Genomic DNA, 25,325 nt, shown 5'->3' on the forward strand with positions numbered 1-25,325 from the left:
AAACACTATGTTTTGTCTTAAATAATTGAATTTGAATACTCATTAGTATGTGATTGAATACATGACAAAGGTAGAGGTAGAGAAATAGTTATAATATGTCGATCAACACATTTATATAATTTTTTACACCATATTTAAACCTGTCAAAAAACATATTTTAAAATATAAGTATTTCAATGAAACACTCATATCATTAATAAAATGATAAAAACATATTTAACACGTCATATTAATTCAATTTTTTGTAAAAAAAGCTAGATAGAGGAAAATATTAAACGTACCAAATACACTATGATATAACAGTTTATTTAATGTAACATTAAAAAGTTAAAATAAAACTTTTTTTATATTTTTTAGGATTATTTATTTGATTAAATAATTGTGCCAATTGTCATTAAAACAGCTATCTATTTATATTAATTTTCAATCTAGAATACTTTTAATGACCTTCATGAAAACGTTTACTTTTTTATTACTCTTTTTATCTTCATCTGTAGTTTTAGCCCAAGAAAAAAACTCCTTTTTAAAATCAATAAAATTTACAGCCCTAGGTATTGGTGAAATTGGTTTTCAGTGGGATCCTCTTGATGATGATGATGACAAATGGCACAACTTACCTCCAGATCAAAGAAGAGAAGAAGATCGCCCTCATGGATTTGTATCTTATGGTTTAGACTTACAACTCAATTATATGATTGACGGTGCCTCTTTTGTGGGGTTAGGATATCAACATCAACAGTTTGTAGAGCAAGATATTTTAGGGCCAATGAATACCTATTATCTACATTTCAGAACAGGTGATGATTTTGACAGCAAATATTGTCTTTTTGTTGAATTAGACTTGGGTGGTTGTTTTATGCAAAACTATTTTGAAGGTATTATGTACAGGGCAACTGTAGGTGTTGACTTCAATGGCCTTAATATCCCTCAAGTCACTCCTACCGTAAATTTATATATAGGTCAAAGGGTGTTGAATAATATATCAACAAGAAAAAAAACAGGTGGTTTTTATACGATGTTTGGTGCGAGTATTGGGATGAGAATTCATTAATAAAAGAAAAAACCTCATACCCTTTCGGATATGAGGTTTAATATTTTGAAGTTCCTCACTTTCTAAGTATGGTGATGAACTGATTCTTCTAACATTGGGTGGTTTTGAGGGATCAAACCGCCTTTACTTAGACCTGTGAAATACAAGTATAAGAAGATCGATAAGAAAATCATACCCGTACCAATTTCAGTTAAACCAAATCCTCCATTTTCTTTTAATGAACCTGGAACGATCAATAAGCAGTACTCCATGAAGTGACCGAAAATTACAACTACTGCTACAATTTTCATCATGATAGTCTTACGCTTAGCGTCACGAGTCATTAATACGAAGAATGGGAATAAGAAGTTAGTTACTAAAATACCGAAGAATAATGGAGCGTAAGTGTCGCTCTTCAAACGGTCAATAAAGTATACTGTTTCCTCTGGAATGTTCGCATAGTAAATCAATAAGAATTGAGAGAACCATAAGTACGACCAGAAGATAGAGAAACCAAATAAGAACTTACCTAAGTCATGTAAGTGGTTCTCGTTTACTAATTTCAAATAACCCATGTCTTGTAGGATCAACACAAACAATGACATGAACGCCACTGCAGTTACTAACCAACCTGCAAGGATGTACCACCCGAATAGAGTAGAGAACCAGTGCGTGTCGATTGACATGATCCAATCCCATGAAGTGATTGATTCAGAAATACCGAAGAAAATTAAGAAAGCTACTGAAAGTCTTTGTGCTTTTCTGAAGTATTTCGTTGTTCCTGACATATCTTGATCTTCAGCCTTAGTTACTTTGTTCAAGATGAACCCAAAGAAAGTCCAAATTGAAACGAAAAGTACCATTCTGAATAAGAAGAAAGGAACGTTTAAGAAATCTGTTTTACCTGCAATGATTGCATCATATGTAGGTGAGTTAGGATCAGCAATTCCATCATGCGTCCAGTGGAAGATTGTATGAGAACCTACTAAGAAAGTAATCAATAATACAATACCACCAACTGGGATAAACTGACGGAAGTTCAACATTACTCTCATGATTAATGTAGGCCAACCTGAGTTCGCTACATATTGAAGAGCAAAGAAGAAGAAACCTAACAGGGCTACGCCTGTGAAGAATACTCCACTCATCCAGAAATCTACGATAATACGCTGATACCAGTGGAATTCACCGTGGTGTCCTCCGCCATGAGCGTCACCGTGAGCACCATCTGAAGCAACAGAAGCTACCTCAGTTGCATGCTGTACTGCTGCGTGATGATCATCATGACCACCACCCATCATCAAGAAGATCGCACCCAACACGAACAATACCACTCCGATACCGCCGATGAGCAACACGTTCTTCTTCAGTTTACCATCAAAAGTAAACTGTTCTTGAACATTTTTAAGATCTACATCTACGTGTGCCATATCTCTATATTTAATATAGTTAAGATCGTTGGGACGATCTAGTTTCCTTGAAGTTTTCTAACATACTTAACAATAGCCCAACGCTCTTCAGGGTTTACCTGAGATTTGTGAGGCCACATATTTCCTTTACCGTGAGTGATCACGTGGAAAATATGTCCATCAGTTGCTTTCTTGATCGATCTACCTTTCAAGTTAGCTACACCACCGTATACTTTACCTACTTTACCTTTACCGTCACCTTTTTCACCGTGACAAGGCATACAGTAAGCTGTAAATAAGTGCTCACCTTGAGCTAATACAGCAGGAGTTGCTTCTAATGGATTTTTTAAGTTAGCAGCTGCCCACTCTAATGAATCTTTTGAAACCTCCATATAATAAAGGATTGCTTGATCCGCAGTAGGTGCTGCTTGACCAGTTACTTTTGTAAAGTTTTGACGCTTTACAGTACCAGCAACTGGATCCTTAACGTTGATTTTTCTCTTTTTACCTTCAGAGTAGTAATCATTGTAAGGTGTCGAGTTGACAAAGTCAGGGTAGTAGAATTGCTCTAATACTCCTCCAGCGATGTCCTCATCTGTAAACTGTGAAAGTGGCTCGTAAGGTACTGAGTGGTACATTTGAGGTGCATATTCAAGACCGGTAAAGTTACCGTCACCTTGAATCTTACATCCTGTCATTGCCAATGCTGCTGCACCTATCGCGATTGCTTTCATTACAACTTTATTCGTTCGCATATTGCGTAATGTTTTTTCGTGATAAGATCATTAACCTTTTAACTCTCTCGCAGAATCTGTTACGCCTTTCGTAAACAAGTCTGACACATAATCGAAGAAAGAAGCTTTCTTTTCTCTTTCTGTGAAACTCTTGTTGTTTACTTCTTCAGCACCAACTTCTTGCAATAAAGTTTTAAGCTCATCTTCTGAAAGCGAATTCTTAGCTAAATCAATAGCCATGATATGCTTGTCATCTGATTGACGACGGTCGAAGATTTGAGGAACTTTGTGTGGCTTCAAGTCTTGTGAAACGAAGAATGAACCCGCCATTCCGAATGCAGAGAATAATACTGTTAATTCGAAAGTAATCGGCACAAAGTCAGGAATTGCAATAAATCCTTTACCACCAATGATCATAGGCCATTCATAACCCATAATCCACGATTGTAATAAAATCGCACAAGTAGTACCTAGAGCTCCAAATCCGAAAGCTGCTCTTGGCATCCAAGAACGCTTATAACCTAATGCATCTTCTAAGAAGTGAACAGGATACGGAGTAAATACCTCATAGATTTTCACACCTTTCTTTCTTAAAGCTTTTACGGCTTTAACCAAGATATCTTGATCACCAAAAACGCCTACTAAATAATTTGTGTTTTTTTCCATCTCTAAATGCTTTTTTATAGATCAACTGGAACTCTATCTGCCTCAGGTACTACTTCGTTTGAGATAGTACGACGAGACTTGTACACCTTAGAATCAGAATCTTTCAATACTGATTTCACCTCTGCCATGTTTACTACTGGGAAGTACTTCGCAAATGCTAAGAACAATGTGAAGAATAAACCAAAAGTAAATACATAACACATCACGTCAGTGATTGTAGGGTTGAAGTACAACCATGATGATGGTAAGTAATCACGGTGAAGTGACGTTACGATAATTACGAAACGCTCGAACCACATACCAATATTTACTACGATTGAGATAAAGAAGATAAACGGAATGTTTGTTCTTAATTTCTTCACGTAGAATACCTGAGGAGAGATTACGTTACATGCCATCATTGACCAGTATGCCCACCAGTATTGACCAGTCATACGGTTTACGAATGCATATTGTTCGTATTCTACGCCTGAGTACCATGCGATTACGAATTCGGTAATATATGCGATACCTACAACAGAACCAGTAATTGTTACTACTAGTGACATCATTTCGATGTGCTCCATTGTGATATAATCTTCTAATTTATACAACTTACGCGTCACCAACATCAACGTTAATACCATAGCGAAACCTGAGAAGATCGCACCTGCTACGAAGTATGGAGGGAAGATTGTTGTATGCCATCCTGGAATTACTGATGTTGCAAAGTCCATTGATACGATGGTGTGTACTGAAAGTACTAGAGGTGTTGATAAACCTGCTAAGATCAATGAAACTGCTTCGTAGTGCATCCAAGTTTTTGCTGAACCGTTGAAGCCCATTGAAAGAGCACCGTAGATCAAACGAGGAATCGGCTTGATTGCACGGTCACGGATTGTAGCAAAGTCAGGAACAAGACCAATAAACCAGAATACTAATGATACTGAGAAATACGTCGAGATCGCGAATACGTCCCAAAGTAGTGGTGAGTTGAAGTTCACCCAAAGAGAACCATAAGTGTTTGGTAATGGCAATGCCCAAATACCACCAATCCAAGGACGACCCATGTGTACTACTGGCCAGATAGCGGCACAGATTACGGCAAAGATTGTCATTGCTTCCGCTGCACGGTTAATTGAAGTTCTCCATTTTTGACGGAATAACAACAATACCGCTGAGATTAGTGTACCCGCGTGACCGATACCTACCCACCATACGAAGTTGGTAATATCCCACGCCCATTGAACTGTCTTGTTAAGACCCCAACGACCAATACCGTTCCACAGCATGTCACCTAAATAGTAACCACCTGCAAGAAGTAAGAATAACGATAACGCCATTCCTCCAAACCAACCCTTAGAAGGGTTCGCTTCTACTGGTCGACAGACATCTTCTGTTATGTCCTTGTATGTTTTACCACCAGTTACCAGTGGTTCACGGACTTTCGATACTATCTGCATTTTATCTTATGTAGAGTATGAATAACTAATTTTAAAGTGGACACCTTTTGAATTGCTTCCGAAGGTATCCTTTAATTATGCGTTCTTTTCGTCTTTGTTTCTCACCTTCGCTAGGTAGTAAACGTTAGGACGAGTGTTGATTTCATCTAACACATTGTATGCACGCTCATGTAATTCACCTTCTAATAGTTGGCGAACTTCTGATTCTGGATTGTTCAAGTCACCAAACTTGATCGCACCGCTCGCACAAGCAGAAGCACATGCAGTAGAAACGTCAGAGTCAACCAATGGACGGCCTTCTCTCTTCGCGTTCAATTTACCTGCTTGCGTTCTTTGCACACACATAGAACATTTTTCCATCACACCACGAGAACGAACAGTAACGTCTGGGTTTAACACCATCTTACCTAAATCGTTGTTCATGTGATAGTCAAACTCTTCGTTGTTGTGATATTTGAACCAGTTGAAACGACGTACTTTGTAAGGGCAGTTGTTTGCACAATATTTCGTACCGATACAACGGTTGTAAGTCATTTGGTTTAGACCTTCTGAAGAGTGCGAAGTTGCAGCTACTGGACATACAGTCTCACAAGGAGCGTTGTTACAGTGCTGACACATCATTGGTTGGAATACTACCTCAGGGTTACGTGCTGCACGCTCCATCTTAGCATAATCCGTCATTGATGCATTCTCTTCTTCAGTAAACTCCTCCTCTGGACGTTGGCTGTAATAACGGTCTAAACGCAACCAGTGCATTTCACGACGGTTAATTACTTCTTGCTTACCTACAATCGGCACATTGTTTTCAATATGACATGCAGTAACACAAGCTGAACATCCATCACAAGAGTTCAAGTCGATTGCTAACCCCCAGTGGTGGTTAGGGTATTCGTGAACATCTGCTTTAGTACCAGTAACACTGTTCCATAATAATGCAGCACCTGGCTTATCATCATTTTTGTTATGGCGGTCATCTTTGTAACCGTTGTTATTGATATCCCAAGCAGAAATATCCGTTGCTTTCTCTGGTCCAGAGTAAGTGTTGATCATCACGTCATGTCTAGCAGCAGCAGGGTTTTTCACATACTGAGCAAGTGTAGTCTCTTGGATAATCGACTCACGTGACATGATTGTTTCGTGTGTTTGAGTTTGAGCAACATCTACTGAAGCATCAGTTGCTTCAACTGAAACACCTGAAGTTACCGAGTAGTTTGTTAAACCTTTAGCACTCAATAATGACATTGCATTGAAACCAGCAGCTTCTTCAGCAACCTTACCTAAAGATGTTTGTCCGTATCCTAGAGGAACTGCAACAACACCTTTTGCTAAACCAGGCTGCATGATTACTGGTAATTCAAAGCTACCACCTTTCGTTGCTACCTTAAGTACTTTCTTCTTCGTTTCAAACTCTTTGTGAACGTCTAATGAACGAGCGTCCTCAGGAGTAATTGCTACGAAGTTACCCCAAGTCACTTTAGTGATTGGATCTGGAGTTTCTTGTACGTAAGGGTTGTTTGCTAATGTACCGTAACCCATTACAGTCGATGCATAAGCAACAAACTCCCACTCTGAAGTTGTTCTATATTTAGCGGCTACTTTCGCACCTGCATCAGCTATGTTGAATGACGCTGAGTAATCAACGCTATCAGCACCTGTGTCGTGGATTGACTTGTAGCTACCTGTATTTTCTGTTTCGAAGATACCGTTGTGTAATGCTCTTACCCAGAATGACTGTGATGAAGACTCCTTAGATTGTAACGCGAATACGTCTTTCTTCCAGAATGATTTCACTAAGTCATCATACTCTTCTTCGCTACCTGCCCATGCTAAGAATGAATCTTGAGCTTGACGTGTATCAAAAATAGTATTGATTGTTGGTTGAGCAACACTGAAGTAACCTCTCTTGTACTCTGCATCATTCCAAGACTCCAAGAAGTGCTTATCAGGAGTATTGAAAGTACAAAGTTTAGCAGTAGCATCTAAACGGTCGTTTGTCGCAACTGACAATTTCGCCTTTTTGATACCTGCTGCAATTTCTTTACCTCTAGCGTAATCGTAAACTGGGTTACAGTTATAGAAGATTACAGCACCGTATTTTCCAGCTTTCAATGCATCAACAAATGCATTCATCTGAACATCGCTACCTTGACGAGTGTAAAGAGGAGTATTTAAATCAACTGTTTTACCATAGTTACCAAGCATTTGGTTGATACCGTTCACTAAAAGCTGAACGTTAACATCATTAATACCTGAAACTACAACTGATTTACCTTTTGCTTTTAATAAAGCTTTCGCTGCACGAGCAATGTTAGCGTCTTTCAATGTACCTTTTACAGTAGTATTTCCAGTTGCTTTAGCGATTGCATTGTAAAGAGCAGCTACAGCTACACCTTCTTGAGAAGGTTTTAATGGTGAACGGTAGTCCGCAGCAGCACCAGTAATAGTAAGCATTGTCTCAAAACTGAATACTTGAGACATTTTCTTCTTATTAGGTCCTACTTTTCTGTTTTTAGCGAAATCTTGTGATAAAACACCTGGAGCAACCCAGTTACCTAAGATATCAGCATTAAAACTTACGATCACATCTGCTTTATCCAAAGCGTATGATGGAACTACAGCTTTACCAAATTGTGCTTTATTTGCTTCAATAATTGCAGAGTTGTTGTCTTGGTCATAAGTTACCAAGTCAGCATTGTACTTACCTGCAAATTGATTTAAAACTTTCTTTGTAGATGGAGATACAATAGTATTTGATACTACTGCTACTTTTCCTGCGGCAGCTAAACCTTTGATGATTTCAGCATCAGCTTTCTTCCAAGTAGTGGCAGCACCACCTTTAGAAGGAGCCTTAGCTCTTTCCTCATCATATAAGCCCATGATTGACGCGTTTGCACGAGCAGTGATTGCACCTTGAGAGTACGCTGAGAAAGTGTTACCTTCAATGAAGATAGGTCTACCCTCTCTTGTTTTCACTACTACAGGCATTGCATCAGAACCATTGAAAAATGTAGAAGCGTAATAGTTTGCTACACCTGGATCAATGTTTTCTGGCTTGTTTAAGTAAGGAATCGCCTTCTTCACTGGAGCTTCACATGCTGCTAAAGAAACTGCAGCTACTGAGAATCCCATTACTTTTAAGAAGTCTCGTCTGTTGCTTTTGAATTCACCCTCCGTATTATCTCCGTAAGCATCTTTGATAGTTAGATGCTGAGGGAATTCTTTTTCCGCATATTTTACAAACTCAGGGTCGTTCGTTAGTTGTTCGACGCCTTTCCAATATTCTTTCTTTGCCATTTCTCTATATGTAGAAAATTGTTGAAAGCTTAGTGAACAAAAGGTTCAAAAAGCGACAAATTAATAGTGACATTTTGCACATTCTAAACCACCAATGTCTTTTACTTTCATTGGATCCTTAGAAGTAGCTTCGTGCATTTCTACCATTTTGTCATAATACGCATTACCTTTTGCGTTTACATCTGTCTGACGGTGACAGTCAATACACCAACCCATTGTTAATAATGAGTGTTGTTGTACTACTTCCATTTTCTCGATTTCACCGTGACATGTCTGACATTCAACTCCACCAACTTTCACGTGTTGTGAGTGGTTGAAATACGCTAAATCAGGCAAGTTGTGAACACGTACCCACTGAATAGGTTCGTTGTTTTCAATCGCCGCATAGATTTTTTGAATTTCTGGAGAATTCTGACGGATACTGTTGTGACAGTTCATACAGATGTTCGCTGAAGGAATGTTGGCATTCTTAGACTTTTCTACACCTGTGTGACAGTACTTACAATCAATTTCGTAATACCCTGCGTGAAGTTTGTGTGAGAATTGGATAGGTTGATCTGGAGCATATCCTTGTTGTACTCCGACTGCGAATAAAGAATCAATAGTTACTTTAGCTACAATCATTACGAATACAAAAGAAGACATTCCGATGAAAACTTGGCTTTTGAAAATCGCAGCTAAGCTGAATTTTTCGTTAATGTAAGCTGTGTCGTCTTCGTCTAGTCCTTTTTGTTGTCTTAAATACTGCGTTAAAACATTAGCTAATACTACTAATACAATTAAAACAATACTTAATAACACTAATAGGCCGATAATTACTCCAACTAATAAGTTAGAACTAACTACCATACCCTCTTGTGGAGCTGTTGCTCCTGCGCCTGCTACATCAGCAGCTGCTTCTGGTTTTGCCGGTCCTTTTATTGTCGCATCCTTTACATATGCTAAAACCTGTAAGATCTCTGCATCTGAAAGATCTTGGTTAGGCATAATTGTAGGCTTAAACTTATCATAAAGAGCTACTGCGTATGCATCGCCACTTTCAATTGTTTTGCCTGGGTGCTTAATAAAGCTCGTTAACCATTTAACATCACGACGCTCATAAACATTTTTAAGCGCCGGCCCGACGCCTTTTTCGTGTACTTGGTGACAGGAAGAGCAGTTGCCATCGAAAAGCTCCATCCCGGCCGAGATCGACGCTTCATCAGTGGGAATGCCGTCTCCTTGTGCAAACGCTGTTACGCTTGTTAGCAGTAAACCGCACACCACAGCCAATGTGTAGCGCAACCTTAATACACTTCTGCCGATACTCATACCATTGAAGTTTTGTATACTAAAAAATTAGATGAAATATGCAATTGTACATTCGACTGCAAAGCTAATACGGGATGGACATATTTCAAACTTGGCATCAAAACAGACGATCTATTAAAAAATACAAAATTTAACCCACAAAACACTATATATCAACGATTTAATACAGGTAAAATTCAATAAATCATTATTTATAATCATTCCAAATTACAAAAAAAAGTGACATTAGACATCTTTTTGCCCTTAACTCTCGTCAGCTTAATATTTTAACAGGTGTTAATATTCACAATAAATGAAAACATTGCATTGATAGATAATAACTTTTTTATCAATCAATATTTACAATCCACTGTTAATGAAATTTGTTCTGAACCGGTTGAAATTTATTTAATAAAAGATTTCCGAATGATATCAACCTTCATTTGATCCTTAATAATATATCCTAACAATCTCACTGAAAATACTTTTCCATTCAGAATAGGACCTCGGCTTCCCCAAAAAAGAGTATTAGATCATCTTTTCCTTATTGTAAAAAGTGATTTGTGTTTAAGGTTAAGGAATTTGTGTTATTAAGTAATAGATATGATAATGACATTTGTATTGTAGTCAGAGACAAAATAAATTCATCTAAATTAATCATCATGAAAAACGTAGCATTAATCACAGGAGCATCTTCAGGAATTGGTAAAGAGTTTGCAAAAATTCACGCTCAAAAGGGGGGCGATTTAGTCATTGTAGCAAGAAGTGAAAATAAATTGATTGCACTGAAAAATGAATTAGAACAAACATATGGAATATCGGTTAAAGTAATTGCTAAAGACCTTACTAAGCTTGAATCAGCTCAGGAAATTTACAAAGAGGTAAAATCAAAGCTTATCACAGTGGAGTATCTTATCAATAATGCTGGTTTTGGTGGAGTTGGTAAGTTCCACGAAAGAGAATGGGAAAAGGATCTTGCAATGATCAACCTCAATATTACTGCACTTACAGCTTTGACTCGCTTTTTCCTACCTGATATGGTCAAAAGAAATAGTGGTAGAGTGCTTAATGTCTCTTCAACTGCAAGTTTGATTCCTGGTCCGCTTCAAGCAGTTTATTATGCTACCAAAGCTTATGTTACTTTTTTCAGTAACGCAATAGCTGAAGAACTTCATGATACTAATATTACTGTAACAGCCCTTCTACCTGGCGCTACAGCCACTGAATTTGGTAAAGTTTCAGGAATGGATAAAACTTCTTTATTCAATAAAACAGCTAGTGCGTACAAAGTGGCATTAGACGGATATAATGGAATGATGAAAGGGAAATTGGATGTAATTTCTGGTTTAACTACTTCTCAGAAAATCATGACAGCTTTTGCTCCTCTTACACCTAAGAAAATTATTTTAAAACAGGTTCGTCAGATGCAGGAGACGAATTAGTTTTTGAGTTAAGAGTTAAGAGTTAAGAGTTAAGAGTTAAGAAAGATATGGCATATTGAGCATTTCAGCAAAGTTTTTCTTTTTACTTAAAACATATTCTTTCTTTTCTTCATACAGCTTTATTTAATTGACCCTATCTTCAATATCATAATTGGGGATAGGGTTTTTCATGTAAATTCAAGCATAAAAAAAGGCCAAGATTAATTAAAATCTTGACCTTTTAGAGGTGCCAGGCGGATTCGAACCGCCGTACGCGGTTTTGCAGACCGATGCCTAGCCACTCGGCCATGGCACCCTGTTTCTTTAAGACGATGCAAAAGTAGCACATGATTTTTTACTTGCAAAACAATTTGAGAAAAAAATCTCTAAATAAAATTTAAGTATCTATAAAACATACAATTAAAATATCATTAACTTTCCATTCTGTTCTAACATTAGATATAAACACATGAAATTAGAAAAGTTCCCAAAGGATTCCTTCGTTATTAGCACGGAAATGGTCCTTCCCAATGATACCAACCCCTTACATAATTTAATGGGAGGCCGATTACTTCACCTTATGGATGTGGTTGCCGCTATTTCTGCGCAAAAGCACTCCAACAGAGTTGTGGTTACTGCCTCAGTAGATAATGTTTCTTTTAAATATTCTCCTAAACTTGGAGACACCGTAACATTAGAAGCTAAAGTCACAAGAGCATTTAACTCCTCAATGGAAGTATTTATTAGAGTATGGAGTGAAAATATTCCCAATGGCACTAAAGTAGAAACCAATACAGCCTTCTTTACTTTTGTGGCCGTTGATCAAACTGGAAGACCTATTATTGTTCCTAAAATTGTCCCTGAAACCGATAGTGAGAAAAAACTATACGATGGGGCATTACAAAGAAGAGAGGTAAGATTAATGATGGCGGGAAGAATGAAGCCGAAAGACGCGAAATCACTGCATCAAATGATGAAGGATGGGATGAGTAATGAAGAATGAAGAGGTAAGAGGTAAGAGGTAAGAGGTAAGAGGTAAGAAAGATATGGCTTCTTTGGTTCATGACAGCGAGCTTAAGGCTTTTTATTAAAAAGAAAATCCCCAATTACTCTGGTTTGATACAGAATAATTGGGGATTTAATATATAAGGAGAGCCTCGAAATTAAAGAATAAGAGAACCTTAACTCTTAACTCTTAACTCAAATTAAAGTCCTTTGAACTGTCCTAAGAAACGAAGGTCGTTTTCTGTGAACAAGCGAAGGTCATTGATTTTGTATTTCAACATGGTCATACGCTCGATACCCATACCGAAGGCGAAACCTGTGTATTCTTCTGGATCGATACCTGACGCTTTCAATACGTTAGGATCTACCATACCACAACCACCGATTTCTACCCATCCTGAGTACTTACAGATGTTACATCCTTTACCGCCACAAACTGAACAAGAAACGTCTAATTCTGCTGATGGTTCAGTGAATGGGAAGTAAGATGGTCTTAAACGGATTTTTGTGTTTGGACCGAAGAATTCTTTTGCGAAGTAGTATAAAGTATCTTTAAGATCTTTGAAAGATACATTTTTATCTACATACAAACCTTCTACTTGGTGGAAGATACAGTGTGCACGAGCGGAAATTGTCTCGTTTCTGTATACTCTACCAGGAGATAAAGTACGGAATGGAGGCTTTTGGTTTTCCATTACACGAACTTGCACTGATGAAGTGTGTGTACGAAGTGCAATATCTGGATCTTTCTCAATGAAGAAAGTATCCTGCATTTCTCTCGCCGGGTGGTTTGGAGGGAAGTTCAATGCAGAGAAGTTGTGCCAATCATCTTCCACTTCTGGTCCTTCAGAGATATTGAAACCAATACGTTCGAAAATTCTGTTGATTTCCTCACGTACTTTCGTGATCGGGTGAACAGCACCCATCTCGTTAGGAATATTTGGAAGTGTAAGGTCATGATGGTTGATATCATCTGCCTGTAAATCCTCTAAAGCTGTTTGTAATTCGTCAAACTTCTCTTGAGCAGCATTTTTTAATGCATTTACAGTTTGTCCAAAAGTTTTTCTTTCCTCTGGAGCCACTTCTTTCATTTTAGAAAAAAGATCTGCAATAATACCTTTTCTACCTACTACACCTACGCGGAATGCTTCCAACTCTTCTTTCGTTTGAGCTGTTGCTTTCTCTATTTGTTCTTCGATTTTTTTAATCTGCTCAAGCATAATTTCTAAATATATTGACAATGAGGATACCCCCATCTATAATCAAATTCTTTTGGGAAGAATATGCTCTTCCTTTTCAATCTGCAAATTTAATAACTTTATTCACCTATTACACGAGTAAAATCATAAAAAGACGATAATCGGCCAAATTTATCCTCATGTTGCCAATTGATAACAAAAAAACACCTTTCCGATAACTCGAAAAGGTGCTTTTTTATAAAGTTTATATCTGTATTGAACTACAAATTAGCAGTTACAGTTTCCGTCTTCACAAGAATCTGCATCACAAACCTCAACTAACTCGATGTCAAAGTTAAGATCTTTACCTGCCATTGGAGAGTTAGCATCAACTTTGATGATCTCTTCAGTTAATTCAACTACTGTTGCAGGAATTGGACCTTGTGGGCTTTGAAGACCGATTTGGTCACCTACGTTAGGGTTCATATCTGCAGGAATATCGCTACGCTTGAATTCGATGATTAAATCTTCTCTAGCAGGACCGTAAGCTTGGTCAGAAGGGATGTTTACAGTTTTCTTCTCACCTACTTTCATACCATCTACAGCTGCGTCGAAACCTGGGATCATTTGTCCCGCACCTAATGTAAATGCGATAGGCTCACCGCGCTCTACTGAAGAATCAAATTGAGAACCGTCGTTTAAAGTACCAACATAGTGCACTTTTACTTTATCACCTTTTTTTGCTACTGACATTGTATTATCTTTTAACTTAAAGAGCGAACCTACGCTCTAGGGACGCAAAGTTACTAAGATGTTGATAGTAAACAAGATCTTATTAAAAGATATTTAAAAGAGTTTGCTCAGATTATATTTCATTTATAAATAATAGTAAGTGAGTGGTTGTTTTTCGATCTTCTAAGTGGTTAAGAGAGTAGTTATTTGAGATGAAAAGTAATAGACTTGAAACTAAGTTTCAGAACATTTATAGTTTTGAAAATCAAGAGATTTCTGGAGATCAATAGAGGAAGAATGATGCTAACGCCTAACGTTCTTACCAGTGTTTTTTCCTTTTGATTAGCAATCAGTCAACCATTATGCTGTACCTCCCCCGGCCTTGAAGGGAAAAGCGTTAAGAATTTCATGGAGTGAGCCGTTAAAAATGATTTTCTTGTTTGAGCGCAGCGAGTTTAAAATCATTTAGGCGAAAGGAATGGAATTTAGCTTTTGACTTCTAAGCCTTGAATTTTTTGCTTCGTTTTTGTTTCAAGACAAAAATGAAGAAGAGGAAGCGAGTTTAAAATCATTTAGGCGAAAGGAATGGAATTTAGCTTTTGACTTCTAAGCCTTGAATTTTTTGCTTCGTTTTTGTTTCAAGACAAAAATGAAGAAGAGGACAGCTTGAAAGTAGAACGTACAAAACGTGTAGAAATATAGATTGAAAATTGATAGTCATTTCATTTACAGCATAGGAAATACTGAAAAAAAGAAAAGCTTAAAATCATCAAAATTGATTCTAAGCTTTTCCAAAAAAAGTTGAATAGAAAATATCTGGATTTATATCACATTGGTGAATGATACAATTTAATAGCGATGTTGATTTTCTATTTTACATTAATTCCATACTATCATTAATGCTAAAAATCAGATACAGAAAGAATAGATGTTGTTTTTGGTTACTTTTCAAAGACAATAACTAAACCTTCAGTGTAGCTGAAACCCCAGCCACCTGTACCAACATTACTTGAGCTTGCAGAAACCAATGGCGTAATGCTTACTAACTTAAAACCTTCAGCAGCATGTGCCTGAATGCATTCGTCTACAGAAGCAGATGTTTCTTCACCGCTTACTTTCACTGAACGCAATCTATCAGAGGTTGTTCTTCTTGACTCTTTTTTTGTTTTTAAATGAACAGTCTTGTACATAATTATAGGTTTATTTATTAATTCGTTCGCACAATAATAACACTTTTTCGTCACTCATTACAGTGGTTGCAAATATGTAATCATTTCCGCCCTCTTTCAATTTAAGTTTTTTCCTCAATTGATCCACAGTTTGAGGGAAATTTCTTACTGTTAAATTTGCTTTCATTCCGGGAAGTAATTTTTGTAAAGCTTTCTTCTGTACTTGAGATTTGGCTTTAATTTTAAATTTACGTCCTGGGAAATCTTCCACTAATTTTTGTGATGTGTAAAGGTGGGAATTCGTCCCCAACTTTTTTAATTCATACTGCTGTGCTATACTCTTAAAACCTCCTCCTTTCATCACTGCGGCATTCGGTTCATATAAAAACTGCTCTAATGCGGTTGCTAGTTCTACTTTCTGATATTCCTCTTCTTCCAGTTGAAATAGGAATTCAGTTTTGGATTGGTTTTTAGGGAAATCTACACAATGAATCAAAGTATTATCATCATAATTCTTATTTATCAAGAACAATACCTCCTTGCACTCATTTTCGACTGAAATCACAAAAACATGCGAAACTGACCCCAATTCTCTCACTCCTTGCTTGATATCAATCATTGGAGACAGTTTCACTAGTATTTTATCTGCTTTTTCAAAAAGCAATTCTTTTAATGCTATAACGTCAGGCTCACAGTCAGATATACCGACCATTTTATTATTCTGTGCATCTCTTCGAGCGGGATCAAGGTAAATTGCCGTCAGTTTTGAGGCGTGAGTACGCAACCACTCCACACTATCTCCAGCATTCACTTCAATATTATTTTTCTCCAATGCAGTGAAATTGAGCTTTGCAATCTCCGCTAAGTCCTCTTGACGTTCATAGTAATATACTTTTTGAAAAACATCCGAAAAAGCCCAATCATCAATACCCATTCCTCCCGTAAGGTCAGCCAGTATTTCTCCTTTTAAAATGCTTGCTTTGAACTTTGCAGTTTGTTCAGATGAACTTTGCTCTAATGGAATTTTATTGGGGTAGATAATATTTTCATTGGCATACCAAGTCGGCAGCTTTTTCTTTGCTTTTTGTCTTGATGTAATTTGATGCGCTGCAATTTTACCATCTACTCCTTCTAAAGACGCGGCTTTGAAAATCACTTTTGATGGATCTTCATTTTCATGCTCCAGAATAAATTGTTTTGTAGCCTGATTGATCATATATTAGAAAATTGTCTCTCCGTATAACTTTGGTGTTGTTGCTCCATTCAAAACTCTCAGCCCATTCATAGCAAGGGCTTTCATCTCATCTTCTCCTGGATAAACATGAACAGGGGCAATATAATCAACTTTATTTTTAATTTTATCAGTCAACCATTTACCATAGGCCAATCCACCTGTTAATAAAATCCCATCCACTTTATTTTCTAATGGTATTACCAAAGAAGCTATTTCTTTTGAGATTTGATAGATCATCGCTTCCATTACTTCTCTTTCTTTGGAAGGTTTTTCGATGGCTAATTCTTCTACCTTTTTAGCATCAATAGTCCCTAAATAGGCAAACATTCCACCTTTTCCTACCAGCATTTCCATCATCTGCTGTTGAGTATAAGCGCCGCTGAATGCCGCTCTGATAATATCGCCTACAGGCAATGAACCACTTCTTTCCGGTGAAAAAGGACCTGATCCATCCAAAGCTTGATTCACATCAATGACTTGCCCTTTGGCATGTGCCGCTACAGAAATTCCTCCACCAAGGTGAGCAATGATCAGATTAAGATCTTCATAATTTGCTCCTTCTCTTGATGCATGTTCCCTGCCAATTGCCTTTTGGTTTAAAGCATGAAATACAGAAGATTTAGGAAATTTGGGATGCCCAGACATACGTGCTATATCTGATAGTTCATCTACTACCACAGGATCTGCAATACATGCTTTTATTTTTAAAGGAGAAGCGATATCAAATGCAATTTTAGCGGCAAAATTACTTGCATGCTTCTTTGGCGTTTCCTTCAAATCATGCAGCAAGTTATTGTCTACCAAATAAACGCCCGAAGAAATGGGTTTACTCAAACCTCCTCTTGCCATAGCAATATCAAGACTTTCTAGAGCGATGCCTTCCTCTTTTAAGAATGAAAGCACTTTTTCCTTTCTGAAATTAAGTTGTGCTTCTTCTTCCTGATATTTTGACAGTTCTTCCGATGAATGCCTTAAAGTCTTTTCTATAATTTCTTTGTTCCCTTCAAAAACAGCCACTTTTGTGGATGTAGATCCAGGGTTTATCACTAAGATTCTGTTATTCATAGTTTAAAATTCAATTGATGCGGCCGCCAAACGGATACTGTTTAGTTTTGTCTCCATTGAGTCAGCTCTTGAAGTCAATACAATGGGTGCTTTTGCACCTAAAATAATGGAAGCCACTTTTGCACTCGCAAAGAATACAAACGCTTTATACAACACATTACCGGCTTCAATATCTGGCACCAATAATAAATCTGCATCACCTGCTACCACCCCCTTAATACCTTTATGTGACGATGATTCTTGACTAATCGCATTATCAAAAGCCAATGGACCATCAATCTCACAATTTCTGATCTGACCTCTGTTGGCCATAATAGTCAATAATGCAGCATCTAATGTAGCTGGCATTTTTTCATTGACCATCTCAACAGCGGCAAGCGCTGCCACTTTAGGCTTCTGAATTCCAATTTTTCTCAGGAAATCAATGGCGTTGTTCAAAATACCAATCTTTGTCTCCAAGTCAGGAGCAATGTTCATGGCTACATCTGTCAGTGCTAAAGGTTTGTGATAAGCAGGAAGATCAAATAATGCGAGGTGAGAGATAACCCTGCTCTTCTTTAAGCCCCAATCCTTGTTCAAAACGCCTCTCATCAGTTCGGCTGTTGACAAGTGTCCTTTCATTAAAAAATCAGCTTTTCCATCATGAATTAATGAAACGGATGTTTTAACCATTTCTTTTACATCAATAGCATGAAAAATTTCTACTTCCTCTCCGAAAGAAATGTTAAGTTCATTACAAACGTTTTGGATGTCATGTTTGTTACCCACCAAAACAGGTTCGATGATGTTGGCTTTGTAAGCTTTATGCACTGCCTCTAATGCGTTGTCATCTGCAGCTGCACATAAAACTAATCTACGTTTGGCCGTTTGAGCATTTAAAATATCAACTAGTTCAGAAATACTCTTAAGCATAATAAATAATGGTTAGTATGTATATATGTATGGTAAATCAAACCTCTGCTTGTAAGTGCTACAAATGGTTTGACTGTATATGGTTTCGCAATTTACAACTTTTAAGACACTGTCTACAAAGGTATTACTTCTAAAATTGAATACGCTTTTTCAAATTCAGAAACTTTCACCTGTACATGTTCTCCTACTTGACATGGTATCTCGCCTCTAAATCGAGCAGATAACTTTGTTCCCACCTTTGGGTACCTTGTTACACCCGGTCCACAACCGTCAAGTGATTTCACAAAGAAGATCACCCCTCCGCCTTCAATCATCAACACCTCTCCATAAAAAACACAAGTACCCGGCGTTACATGCAAACTATTATCGTCTGCAACAACTTGCCCTTGACTGTCCCCTCCTACAATCTGAACTTGGTGTGATTTACATCCATAAGCGAAGCAGAAAAATACTGTAATTAAAAGATAATGGAGTGTTTTCATTTGGTTGATTTTCATGCTGTAAAATAAATCGTTTTGTGTTGAAACAATGTGGATTTCAGAGCGAATTTAAGTGACGCGAATTTAATAATAACGGTTTTTACTTTTATTAAGAGATCCATTAAGAATAAAAGGGGATCAAGTTACTAGAACCTGATCCCCAAATCACTCCTTACTATCGCTTTATTATTGATTTCCTTATTCGCTTTCCATTCCCTGCAAACTGAACAATATACTGTCCGGAATAGAGATGCGAGATATCCAATTGAATATGATTACTGTTGAACGTTCCTTGATATACTTTTCTGCCACTTGTACTGAAGACACTAACTTCTACTCCATTAGACCAACTATCTTCTAAATCAACGGCAAAAACACCATTACTTGGGTTAGGGTAAACCTTAGCATCGAGCTGATCTATGAAAGCATCTAGAATTGTGGAAGATTCATGAACATATTCAAATTTAATTTCCTCACTCACTGCCGATGTAGTAAAAGCACTGATATAATAAGTATGTTTACCATCCTCAAATGAACGTCTATCTCTAAAAATATTTGAGTTCTTATCCGTGGTACCGATTAATACTTTTTTATGTGAAGATGAGTCATAATAACAGATGTGAAAACCTTCCTCATTTCTTGAATTATCCTGCCAAGAAATTCTTAAATAATCATCAAGCATAGTGGCTACTACCTGAGAAGGTGCTTTTACAATAACACTATCTTGATCTGACTGATCCTCTTCATCTTCTGAATCTTCATCTTCTTTCGCAGGATCTTCTTCTCCATCGTCTGTTGTATCATCGTCTTCTGAAGTATCATCATCGTCTTCACCTTCCTCTTCATCAGTCGCTGGGTCTTCCTCTTCGTCAGACGAATCTTCATCGGTAGTATCGTCCTCCTCATTAGTATCCTCTTCATCCTCTGAACTATCCTCCTCTTCTGGATCTTCTTCTTCTTCAGGTTGAGGTATTTCCTGTCCTTTATATTTAATTTTTGCTGGATCAGATGACCCTTTTCTATTCAATCCAACAATACTATAAATGTAATCTTGATATTTATCAAAATCTGCATCTACTACGTAAAGCTGATTTGATGGAAGTGAGGCGATTAATATTGCCGATGCAACTGCATTCTTTTGCTTTCTATACACTTCATAGCCTTCTATTATTTCAGATGAGTCATTCCATGTAATTGTGACTGTATTGTCTAATGAGTCATAATTCAAAGTTAACTGATAAGGTTTCACAGGCGATTCGATTTCCCTTTCTAAAGTAGTTGCCTCCAACTCTAAAGTATCTCCACAAATATCAAATATATAGGCATGAATACTATAGGTATAAGTTGTATTTTCAGAAAGTAAGCTATCATTAAATATTCTGGTTTCGGCATTCACATCAGCAATAGGCTGTGGAGTACTTTCATCTTCAGATTGTCTAAAAATTCTGTAGCCATGCTCATCCGAATGCATATCTTCCCAACTAAGTTTAACAGTATGCTGTGTGGTATTTTGAATATGAAAATTAGCTAAACCAACAGGTGCAGGAGGCACTGTAGAAATGGATTTACATTCTGAATCATAATACACTCCGTTTCTCTCTGATGCCACTTTGTATGTATATTCTGTGTTCAAATTGAAATGAGCATCTGTATAACTTGTAACTGAAGCATCCAAAATAGCCAACATTTCAAATTCCTCCTCTTTTTCCTGACGATAGACGACATAATGCTCTTCTAAATCCGAAAGATCTTCCCACTGAATTTGATGTCCTCCATTTACTTTTTCTAGGCTCGTAATCAGTGGAGCGGCAATAGGCACTTGAGCTGACACTGGCGAGCTTAAAGAATTTCCAAGAGAATTATAACTCTTAATCACGTATTCATACACTTCTCCTTTTTCTACATCAAGATCCACAAACGTACTGTCATTGTATTCCAGTGAAGCCGCTAATGTAAATTCCGATTCCCCTGTTTTCCTTCTTAATACTTCAAACCCTAATTCATTTTCAATATTATCTTTCCACACTAATTCAATTGCATTATCCAGCGCTGTGATATTCACTTCTTCTACTGCATTTGGTTTGGAGCTGTTGCTCATGGTATGTACAAACAGTAAATAAATACTATTCAGTTTACCCTCAAAAAGACCATTGACAGCACTGATTCTAAAGTAATAAGTAAAGCCTTTTTTAAGACCATCTACAAGAAACGATTGCTGATTTACGTCAGTGACAAAAGAATGTGGGAAAGTTTTACCTAAATCAGTAGAGTATTCAATTAAAAAACCTGTTTCCAATGCTGAAACATCTTTCCAAGTGAATAAAATAGAGTTTGGAGTAATTTCCTCATACAATACATCTCTTGGAGCTTCCAAACGAGTGAATATAGAAGCCGTTACTGGTGTTGACCTTCCACTTCCATTAAAAGAGGTTACTCTAATGTAATAGCGGATAGAACCTAAAGTATTATTGGTAAAATCATAAGATGTGGTATTTCGATCTACAATTGCTAATGGTACAAATCCTTTATCTGGATTTAAAGAATATTCAACATAAAAACCATCTTCTGTATCACTTTTATCTTCCCAATTCACAGAAAGATGTCTTGTTGTACTTTGAAGTTCAACAGTCAAGTTTTCAATAGGATTTGGAATATCTTTCAATGTTGCTGATGCGATAGGTGAATTACTTGCTATACCTTCAGCACTAAATCCTTTCACTTTATAATAATACGTTTCTCCTAATGCCTTTGGTGATTTATCCACCCAATTGATTTTATCGGATGATACTTTAGTAACCACTTCATATGGTCCTTCTTGGTGTTCTGCTCTTTCTATTTCATAGCCAGAAACGTTGTCAATGCCATCCCAATCCAATGCTATATTTTCATCAGGCAACAACGATGCGTTCAATACCGTCAGTTCATCAATTGCATTGTTTCCAGTGGTTGATCCAAATACATCAAAAGACAAATTGGTATCTGTTGCACTAAATTCTTTTGGGTCAGTCCAATCCGAATAACTTCTTCCAAAAAGATTATCAGGATCAATCAAATAAAATGTCTCCCCTTTTGTTTCCAAGTCGCCTGTACCTTTCCAAAACCAGCTTCCTTCTTTGCTATAAGACATCACAGCTGCTACAGAAATCCAATATCTGCCAGAAGAAAGTGCTACAGGTGTAGGTAAAATATGTGTAATTGCTCCATCATCATAGGAAGATACGGCTACATGTCCTGAGTGATATACTTCTTTGTTAGAAGGTTTGCCATTATCATCTTCAAAAATAAATACCTCAACATTTGGCACTTCTATACCTGTACTACGGCCATAGGCTTTAATTTTAGAGATGACCCAATTTTTACCCTCCGGAACTGTAATGTCATCTGCCAAGTAGACTGCTTTTTGGAAATCAAGGAAGTACTGAGACCTATAAGTAGACCCTGTGTTATTGGTTTGAGTGTGCAAGGCTGGAATAATATTATCTACTTTTGCTCTAAACTGAATTTTAGATGAAAGTGTATTATCATATGCTAAAAGTGTTACTTCTGCTATTCCTGTTGACGTATTGGTTTCGATATAAAGTGTATCATTTGAAATAGAAGTGTGAATAATGCTGGTATCTGACGTCACCACCTCAAACACTAATTCATTTTGATTTTGGGATTCAAAAATATCTCTAAGGTCTATAGCTTCTGTAATTTCACCTAAAGAATAATTACGGTCTTCTATTGTTGTTTTTACCAAAGGAGGCATTGATTGAACTCCATAATAAGAAGAGTAAATGCCGTTGGAATGTGTGGCTACAACAACCAATCCATCCTCTCTTGTTTTGATCATGGTCACTACACCATCACCAATTTCCTCTTCACCTTGCTGCATCCATTGTGTGCCTTCCGCAATACTCGACAGAGGAGCGTAATAAAGGCCAACACTTGTTCCTACAAAAAGCCCTTCTTCTCCATTTTCTGGCTGATGGAATTCTGCCCAGCGAATGGAAGGACCAGCTCCAGAACCATCTTCATTTTCTTCTAAATTACCCGATACGTGTGTCCAGTTTACGCCTCCGTCTTTCGTTTGAAAGATACTTCTTGTCTGGTAGTTAGAGTAAACCACTACAATATGATTTGCGTCTTTTGGATTGACAGCAATACATGAAACATAAGCATTCGGTAATCCTTTTCCAGAGGAAATGAAATCTACCGATGAAGTTTTTGATCTTGAATTATTGATTCTATAGATATTACCATTTCCAGTTCCTACAATGACAATATTGGCTGGAACAGTTGAGGCGGCTAATGCTGTAATTCCTCCAGAAGTAGATACATTGGAATAAGTTGACCAGCCTTTTGAAGTACCATTGAATGTATAACCTGAATTAATACTTGATAAAGACAAGTTAAACCATAGTTTAGTTTTGGCTGGATAATACATCACATCTTCATCATTTGGATCAAGGATATACGGGTGAACAAACAACTGACCTGTTGCATCTCTTGGCTGAATACCATCATAATCTAAAGGTCTTGAAGGATCATCACCTTTAAACCTTAAAATTTTTCCATATTGAGTACTTGTATATCGGATATGTTCTCCTGATACAATCGCTACATAACATCCATCTCCCCCAGCGTATTCTTCTTCCCAATCTGCATTTGCAGCAGAAGCATCCGTATACCACTTTCCATTATCCTGAAACCCTGCCAATATCCTTGCATCACCTGCAGTTCCTTCATCAATTGCAATAGCATAAGCTTGAGTAGTATAATAGCCGTTGTTTAGGAATTCCCATTGCACTTCTTTCGCCATAATATTGATTGATTTTGAAACACCTCCATCATGGCTTGTAATTACTATATCAGGGTTGGATGGTAAGAAAACCATCGCATGATTATCAGGGTGATGATTCTTGTATTGACTCACATTATTGGCTGGTGCATAACCTCCTATCCATGTTGTATTAGTTGTACTTGAAAAACCATCTGTAGATCTGTAAAGATTAGTACTTCCAATAAAGACAACATTCTCATCATTGGGTTTCACTTCTATATATTGATTATAACTTCCTTGTGAAAGGTCTCCAACATAACCGCCATATGCAGGAAGGTTTTGAGTGCGGTCCTCCCATGTACCTGTTGAAACGGTGTATTTGAATAGCATATGGTTTCCTGTTCCTTTTCCAGGTGTATGTGCAAAGAAATAAACCACATCTGAATTAGATGGAGCAGAAGAAATGACTGTCCTGTTTAAATTAATGGCCGCCACCTGTGATGGTGTTATTTCAGTCCATTGCTCCCCATCTTCCGACATGAAGTAACCATGATTCGAAAGCGTCGCAAATAGTTTCCCTGAAGCATCCGTTTCTAATTCAGCATAAATGGAATGCTCGTTATCAATAACTTTATTCCAAGTAACACCACCATCGACGGATCTTGAAATTCCTCCTTGATGTGCTACATAAATTCCTCCATCATTATGAATTACAATACTTGAGGTATATTGGAAATCTCCTCCTGAAATGGTAGGGTCGAAAGTGGTTCCAGATAAAGAAGTCCATGAAACACCTCCATCGGTAGATTTATATATTCCATTACCTCTGTAAACTGCTCCTCCACCAGAAGCTGAATTACCATAAACCTCACCCGAACCATAATACCAAACGTTAGAAAAATGTGGTCTTGGGTCTTGTGCAATACAGGTAATACTTTGACGGTCCGTTGGCTCAGTTACTTTTGTCCAGCTCGTTCCTCCATCAATTGAACGCCATAACCCACCGGCAACACCTCCGGCTAAAATAATGTTCTCATTTGTTTGATCTATTGCTAACGCTCTTGTTCTACCTCCCACATTAAAAGGGCCTCTTTTTAGCCATTGCGGTGTATTCAGATTGGAAGCTGATAGATTAGAAAGTCTAGCGTTCTGGAAATGTATATTCTGAATGAATGCCTTTTCCTGATCAAAAATATTAGCCGGAATTTCATGTGTGATTGGATTTTCCAACATTAAATGCTCAAACTGTTGACGAGCAATGGGATCATCTTTCAATCTTTTAAACTTATGATAAACGGGTTCTTCTCCTGTTATATCTTCTATGATATCTTGGCCTAAAACGGGTACATTCAGGCATAGGAGTGTAGCGATGATAAACAGCAATTTCTGGTAGAAAAATGCTGAAGTAGTAAGTGGTTTCATGAGTGATAATAGGGTATTGCATTAGGTAGCAATCACTCTTAATAAAATTAGGTCTAAAGAGTGATAACATTAAAATAG

17 protein-coding genes and 1 tRNA gene are annotated in these 25,325 nt (G+C 37.3%); 3 read left to right on the plus strand and 15 right to left on the minus strand.

Annotation, left to right across the window (positions count from 1 at the left end; genetic code table 11):
* Positions 1–451 precede the first annotated feature (451 nt).
* The gene (locus tag AVL50_RS05945; protein WP_157491167.1) at positions 452–1,051 is read left to right on the plus strand and encodes a hypothetical protein; all 600 of its coding nucleotides are present in this window, start codon (positions 452–454) and stop codon (positions 1,049–1,051) included.
* Positions 1,052–1,113: 62 nt separating this feature from the next.
* On the opposite strand, the gene AVL50_RS05950 is transcribed toward AVL50_RS05945, so the two are convergent.
* The 6 genes from AVL50_RS05950 to AVL50_RS05975 all read right to left on the minus strand — a co-directional run bounded on the left by AVL50_RS05950 (position 1,114) and on the right by AVL50_RS05975 (position 9,886).
* Positions 1,114–2,460 (minus strand): hypothetical protein, encoded by a 1,347-nt coding sequence (locus tag AVL50_RS05950; protein ID WP_062615572.1) that lies wholly within the window; start codon positions 2,458–2,460, stop codon positions 1,114–1,116.
* A gap of 38 nt (positions 2,461–2,498) precedes the next feature.
* On the minus strand, positions 2,499–3,194 hold the full coding sequence (locus tag AVL50_RS05955) for a cytochrome c (RefSeq protein WP_062615573.1): 696 nt from the start codon (positions 3,192–3,194) through the stop codon (positions 2,499–2,501).
* A gap of 30 nt (positions 3,195–3,224) precedes the next feature.
* A complete protein-coding gene (locus AVL50_RS05960; protein WP_062615574.1) occupies positions 3,225–3,839 on the minus strand; it encodes a DUF3341 domain-containing protein in 615 nt (204 codons plus the stop codon).
* Positions 3,840–3,853: 14 nt separating this feature from the next.
* Entirely contained in the window at positions 3,854–5,281 is a 1,428-nt protein-coding gene (gene nrfD, locus AVL50_RS05965; RefSeq protein ID WP_044210028.1) for an NrfD/PsrC family molybdoenzyme membrane anchor subunit, read from the minus strand.
* 75 nt (positions 5,282–5,356) lie between these two features.
* On the minus strand, positions 5,357–8,575 hold the full coding sequence (locus AVL50_RS05970; protein WP_062615575.1) for a TAT-variant-translocated molybdopterin oxidoreductase: 3,219 nt from the start codon (positions 8,573–8,575) through the stop codon (positions 5,357–5,359).
* Between the two features lie 60 nt (positions 8,576–8,635).
* Positions 8,636–9,886, minus strand: a complete 1,251-nt coding sequence (locus AVL50_RS05975) for a c-type cytochrome (RefSeq protein WP_062615576.1) — start codon at positions 9,884–9,886, stop codon at positions 8,636–8,638.
* A 641-nt stretch (positions 9,887–10,527) separates the two neighbouring features.
* On the opposite strand from AVL50_RS05975, the gene AVL50_RS05980 reads away from it, so the two are divergent.
* A complete protein-coding gene (locus AVL50_RS05980; RefSeq protein ID WP_062615666.1) occupies positions 10,528–11,307 on the plus strand; it encodes an SDR family oxidoreductase in 780 nt (259 codons plus the stop codon).
* 224 nt (positions 11,308–11,531) lie between these two features.
* Here the strand turns inward: AVL50_RS05980 and AVL50_RS05985 are convergent.
* Positions 11,532–11,602, minus strand: a tRNA-Cys gene (locus AVL50_RS05985).
* Between the two features lie 153 nt (positions 11,603–11,755).
* On the opposite strand from AVL50_RS05985, the gene AVL50_RS05990 reads away from it, so the two are divergent.
* A complete protein-coding gene (locus tag AVL50_RS05990; RefSeq protein WP_062615577.1) occupies positions 11,756–12,289 on the plus strand; it encodes an acyl-CoA thioesterase in 534 nt (177 codons plus the stop codon).
* 202 nt (positions 12,290–12,491) lie between these two features.
* Here the strand turns inward: AVL50_RS05990 and pheS are convergent, their stop codons facing one another.
* From pheS to AVL50_RS06030, 8 genes are all read right to left on the minus strand, one after another.
* On the minus strand, positions 12,492–13,511 hold the full coding sequence (gene pheS / locus AVL50_RS05995) for a phenylalanine--tRNA ligase subunit alpha (RefSeq protein WP_044210091.1): 1,020 nt from the start codon (positions 13,509–13,511) through the stop codon (positions 12,492–12,494).
* A 246-nt stretch (positions 13,512–13,757) separates the two neighbouring features.
* Positions 13,758–14,222, minus strand: a complete 465-nt coding sequence (locus tag AVL50_RS06000) for a peptidylprolyl isomerase (RefSeq protein ID WP_062615578.1) — start codon at positions 14,220–14,222, stop codon at positions 13,758–13,760.
* 920 nt (positions 14,223–15,142) lie between these two features.
* Positions 15,143–15,391, minus strand: a complete 249-nt coding sequence (locus tag AVL50_RS06005) for a DUF4177 domain-containing protein (RefSeq protein ID WP_062615579.1) — start codon at positions 15,389–15,391, stop codon at positions 15,143–15,145.
* Positions 15,392–15,401: 10 nt separating this feature from the next.
* On the minus strand, positions 15,402–16,586 hold the full coding sequence (locus tag AVL50_RS06010) for a hypothetical protein (protein ID WP_062615580.1): 1,185 nt from the start codon (positions 16,584–16,586) through the stop codon (positions 15,402–15,404).
* Between the two features lie 3 nt (positions 16,587–16,589).
* Positions 16,590–17,669, minus strand: a complete 1,080-nt coding sequence (gene buk, locus AVL50_RS06015) for a butyrate kinase (RefSeq protein WP_062615581.1) — start codon at positions 17,667–17,669, stop codon at positions 16,590–16,592.
* A gap of 3 nt (positions 17,670–17,672) precedes the next feature.
* Entirely contained in the window at positions 17,673–18,581 is a 909-nt protein-coding gene (locus tag AVL50_RS06020; protein WP_062615582.1) for a bifunctional enoyl-CoA hydratase/phosphate acetyltransferase, read from the minus strand.
* Positions 18,582–18,694: 113 nt separating this feature from the next.
* Positions 18,695–19,063, minus strand: coding sequence for a hypothetical protein (locus AVL50_RS06025; protein WP_157491168.1), 369 nt, complete (start codon positions 19,061–19,063; stop codon positions 18,695–18,697).
* 172 nt (positions 19,064–19,235) lie between these two features.
* Complete coding sequence (locus AVL50_RS06030; protein WP_062615584.1) at positions 19,236–25,247, minus strand: fibronectin type III domain-containing protein; 6,012 nt, start codon at positions 25,245–25,247, stop codon at positions 19,236–19,238.
* Positions 25,248–25,325 lie beyond the last annotated feature (78 nt).

It is taken from the genome of Flammeovirga sp. SJP92, assembly GCF_001583495.1.
In the GTDB taxonomy this organism is placed as follows: Bacteria; Bacteroidota; Bacteroidia; order Cytophagales; family Flammeovirgaceae; genus Flammeovirga.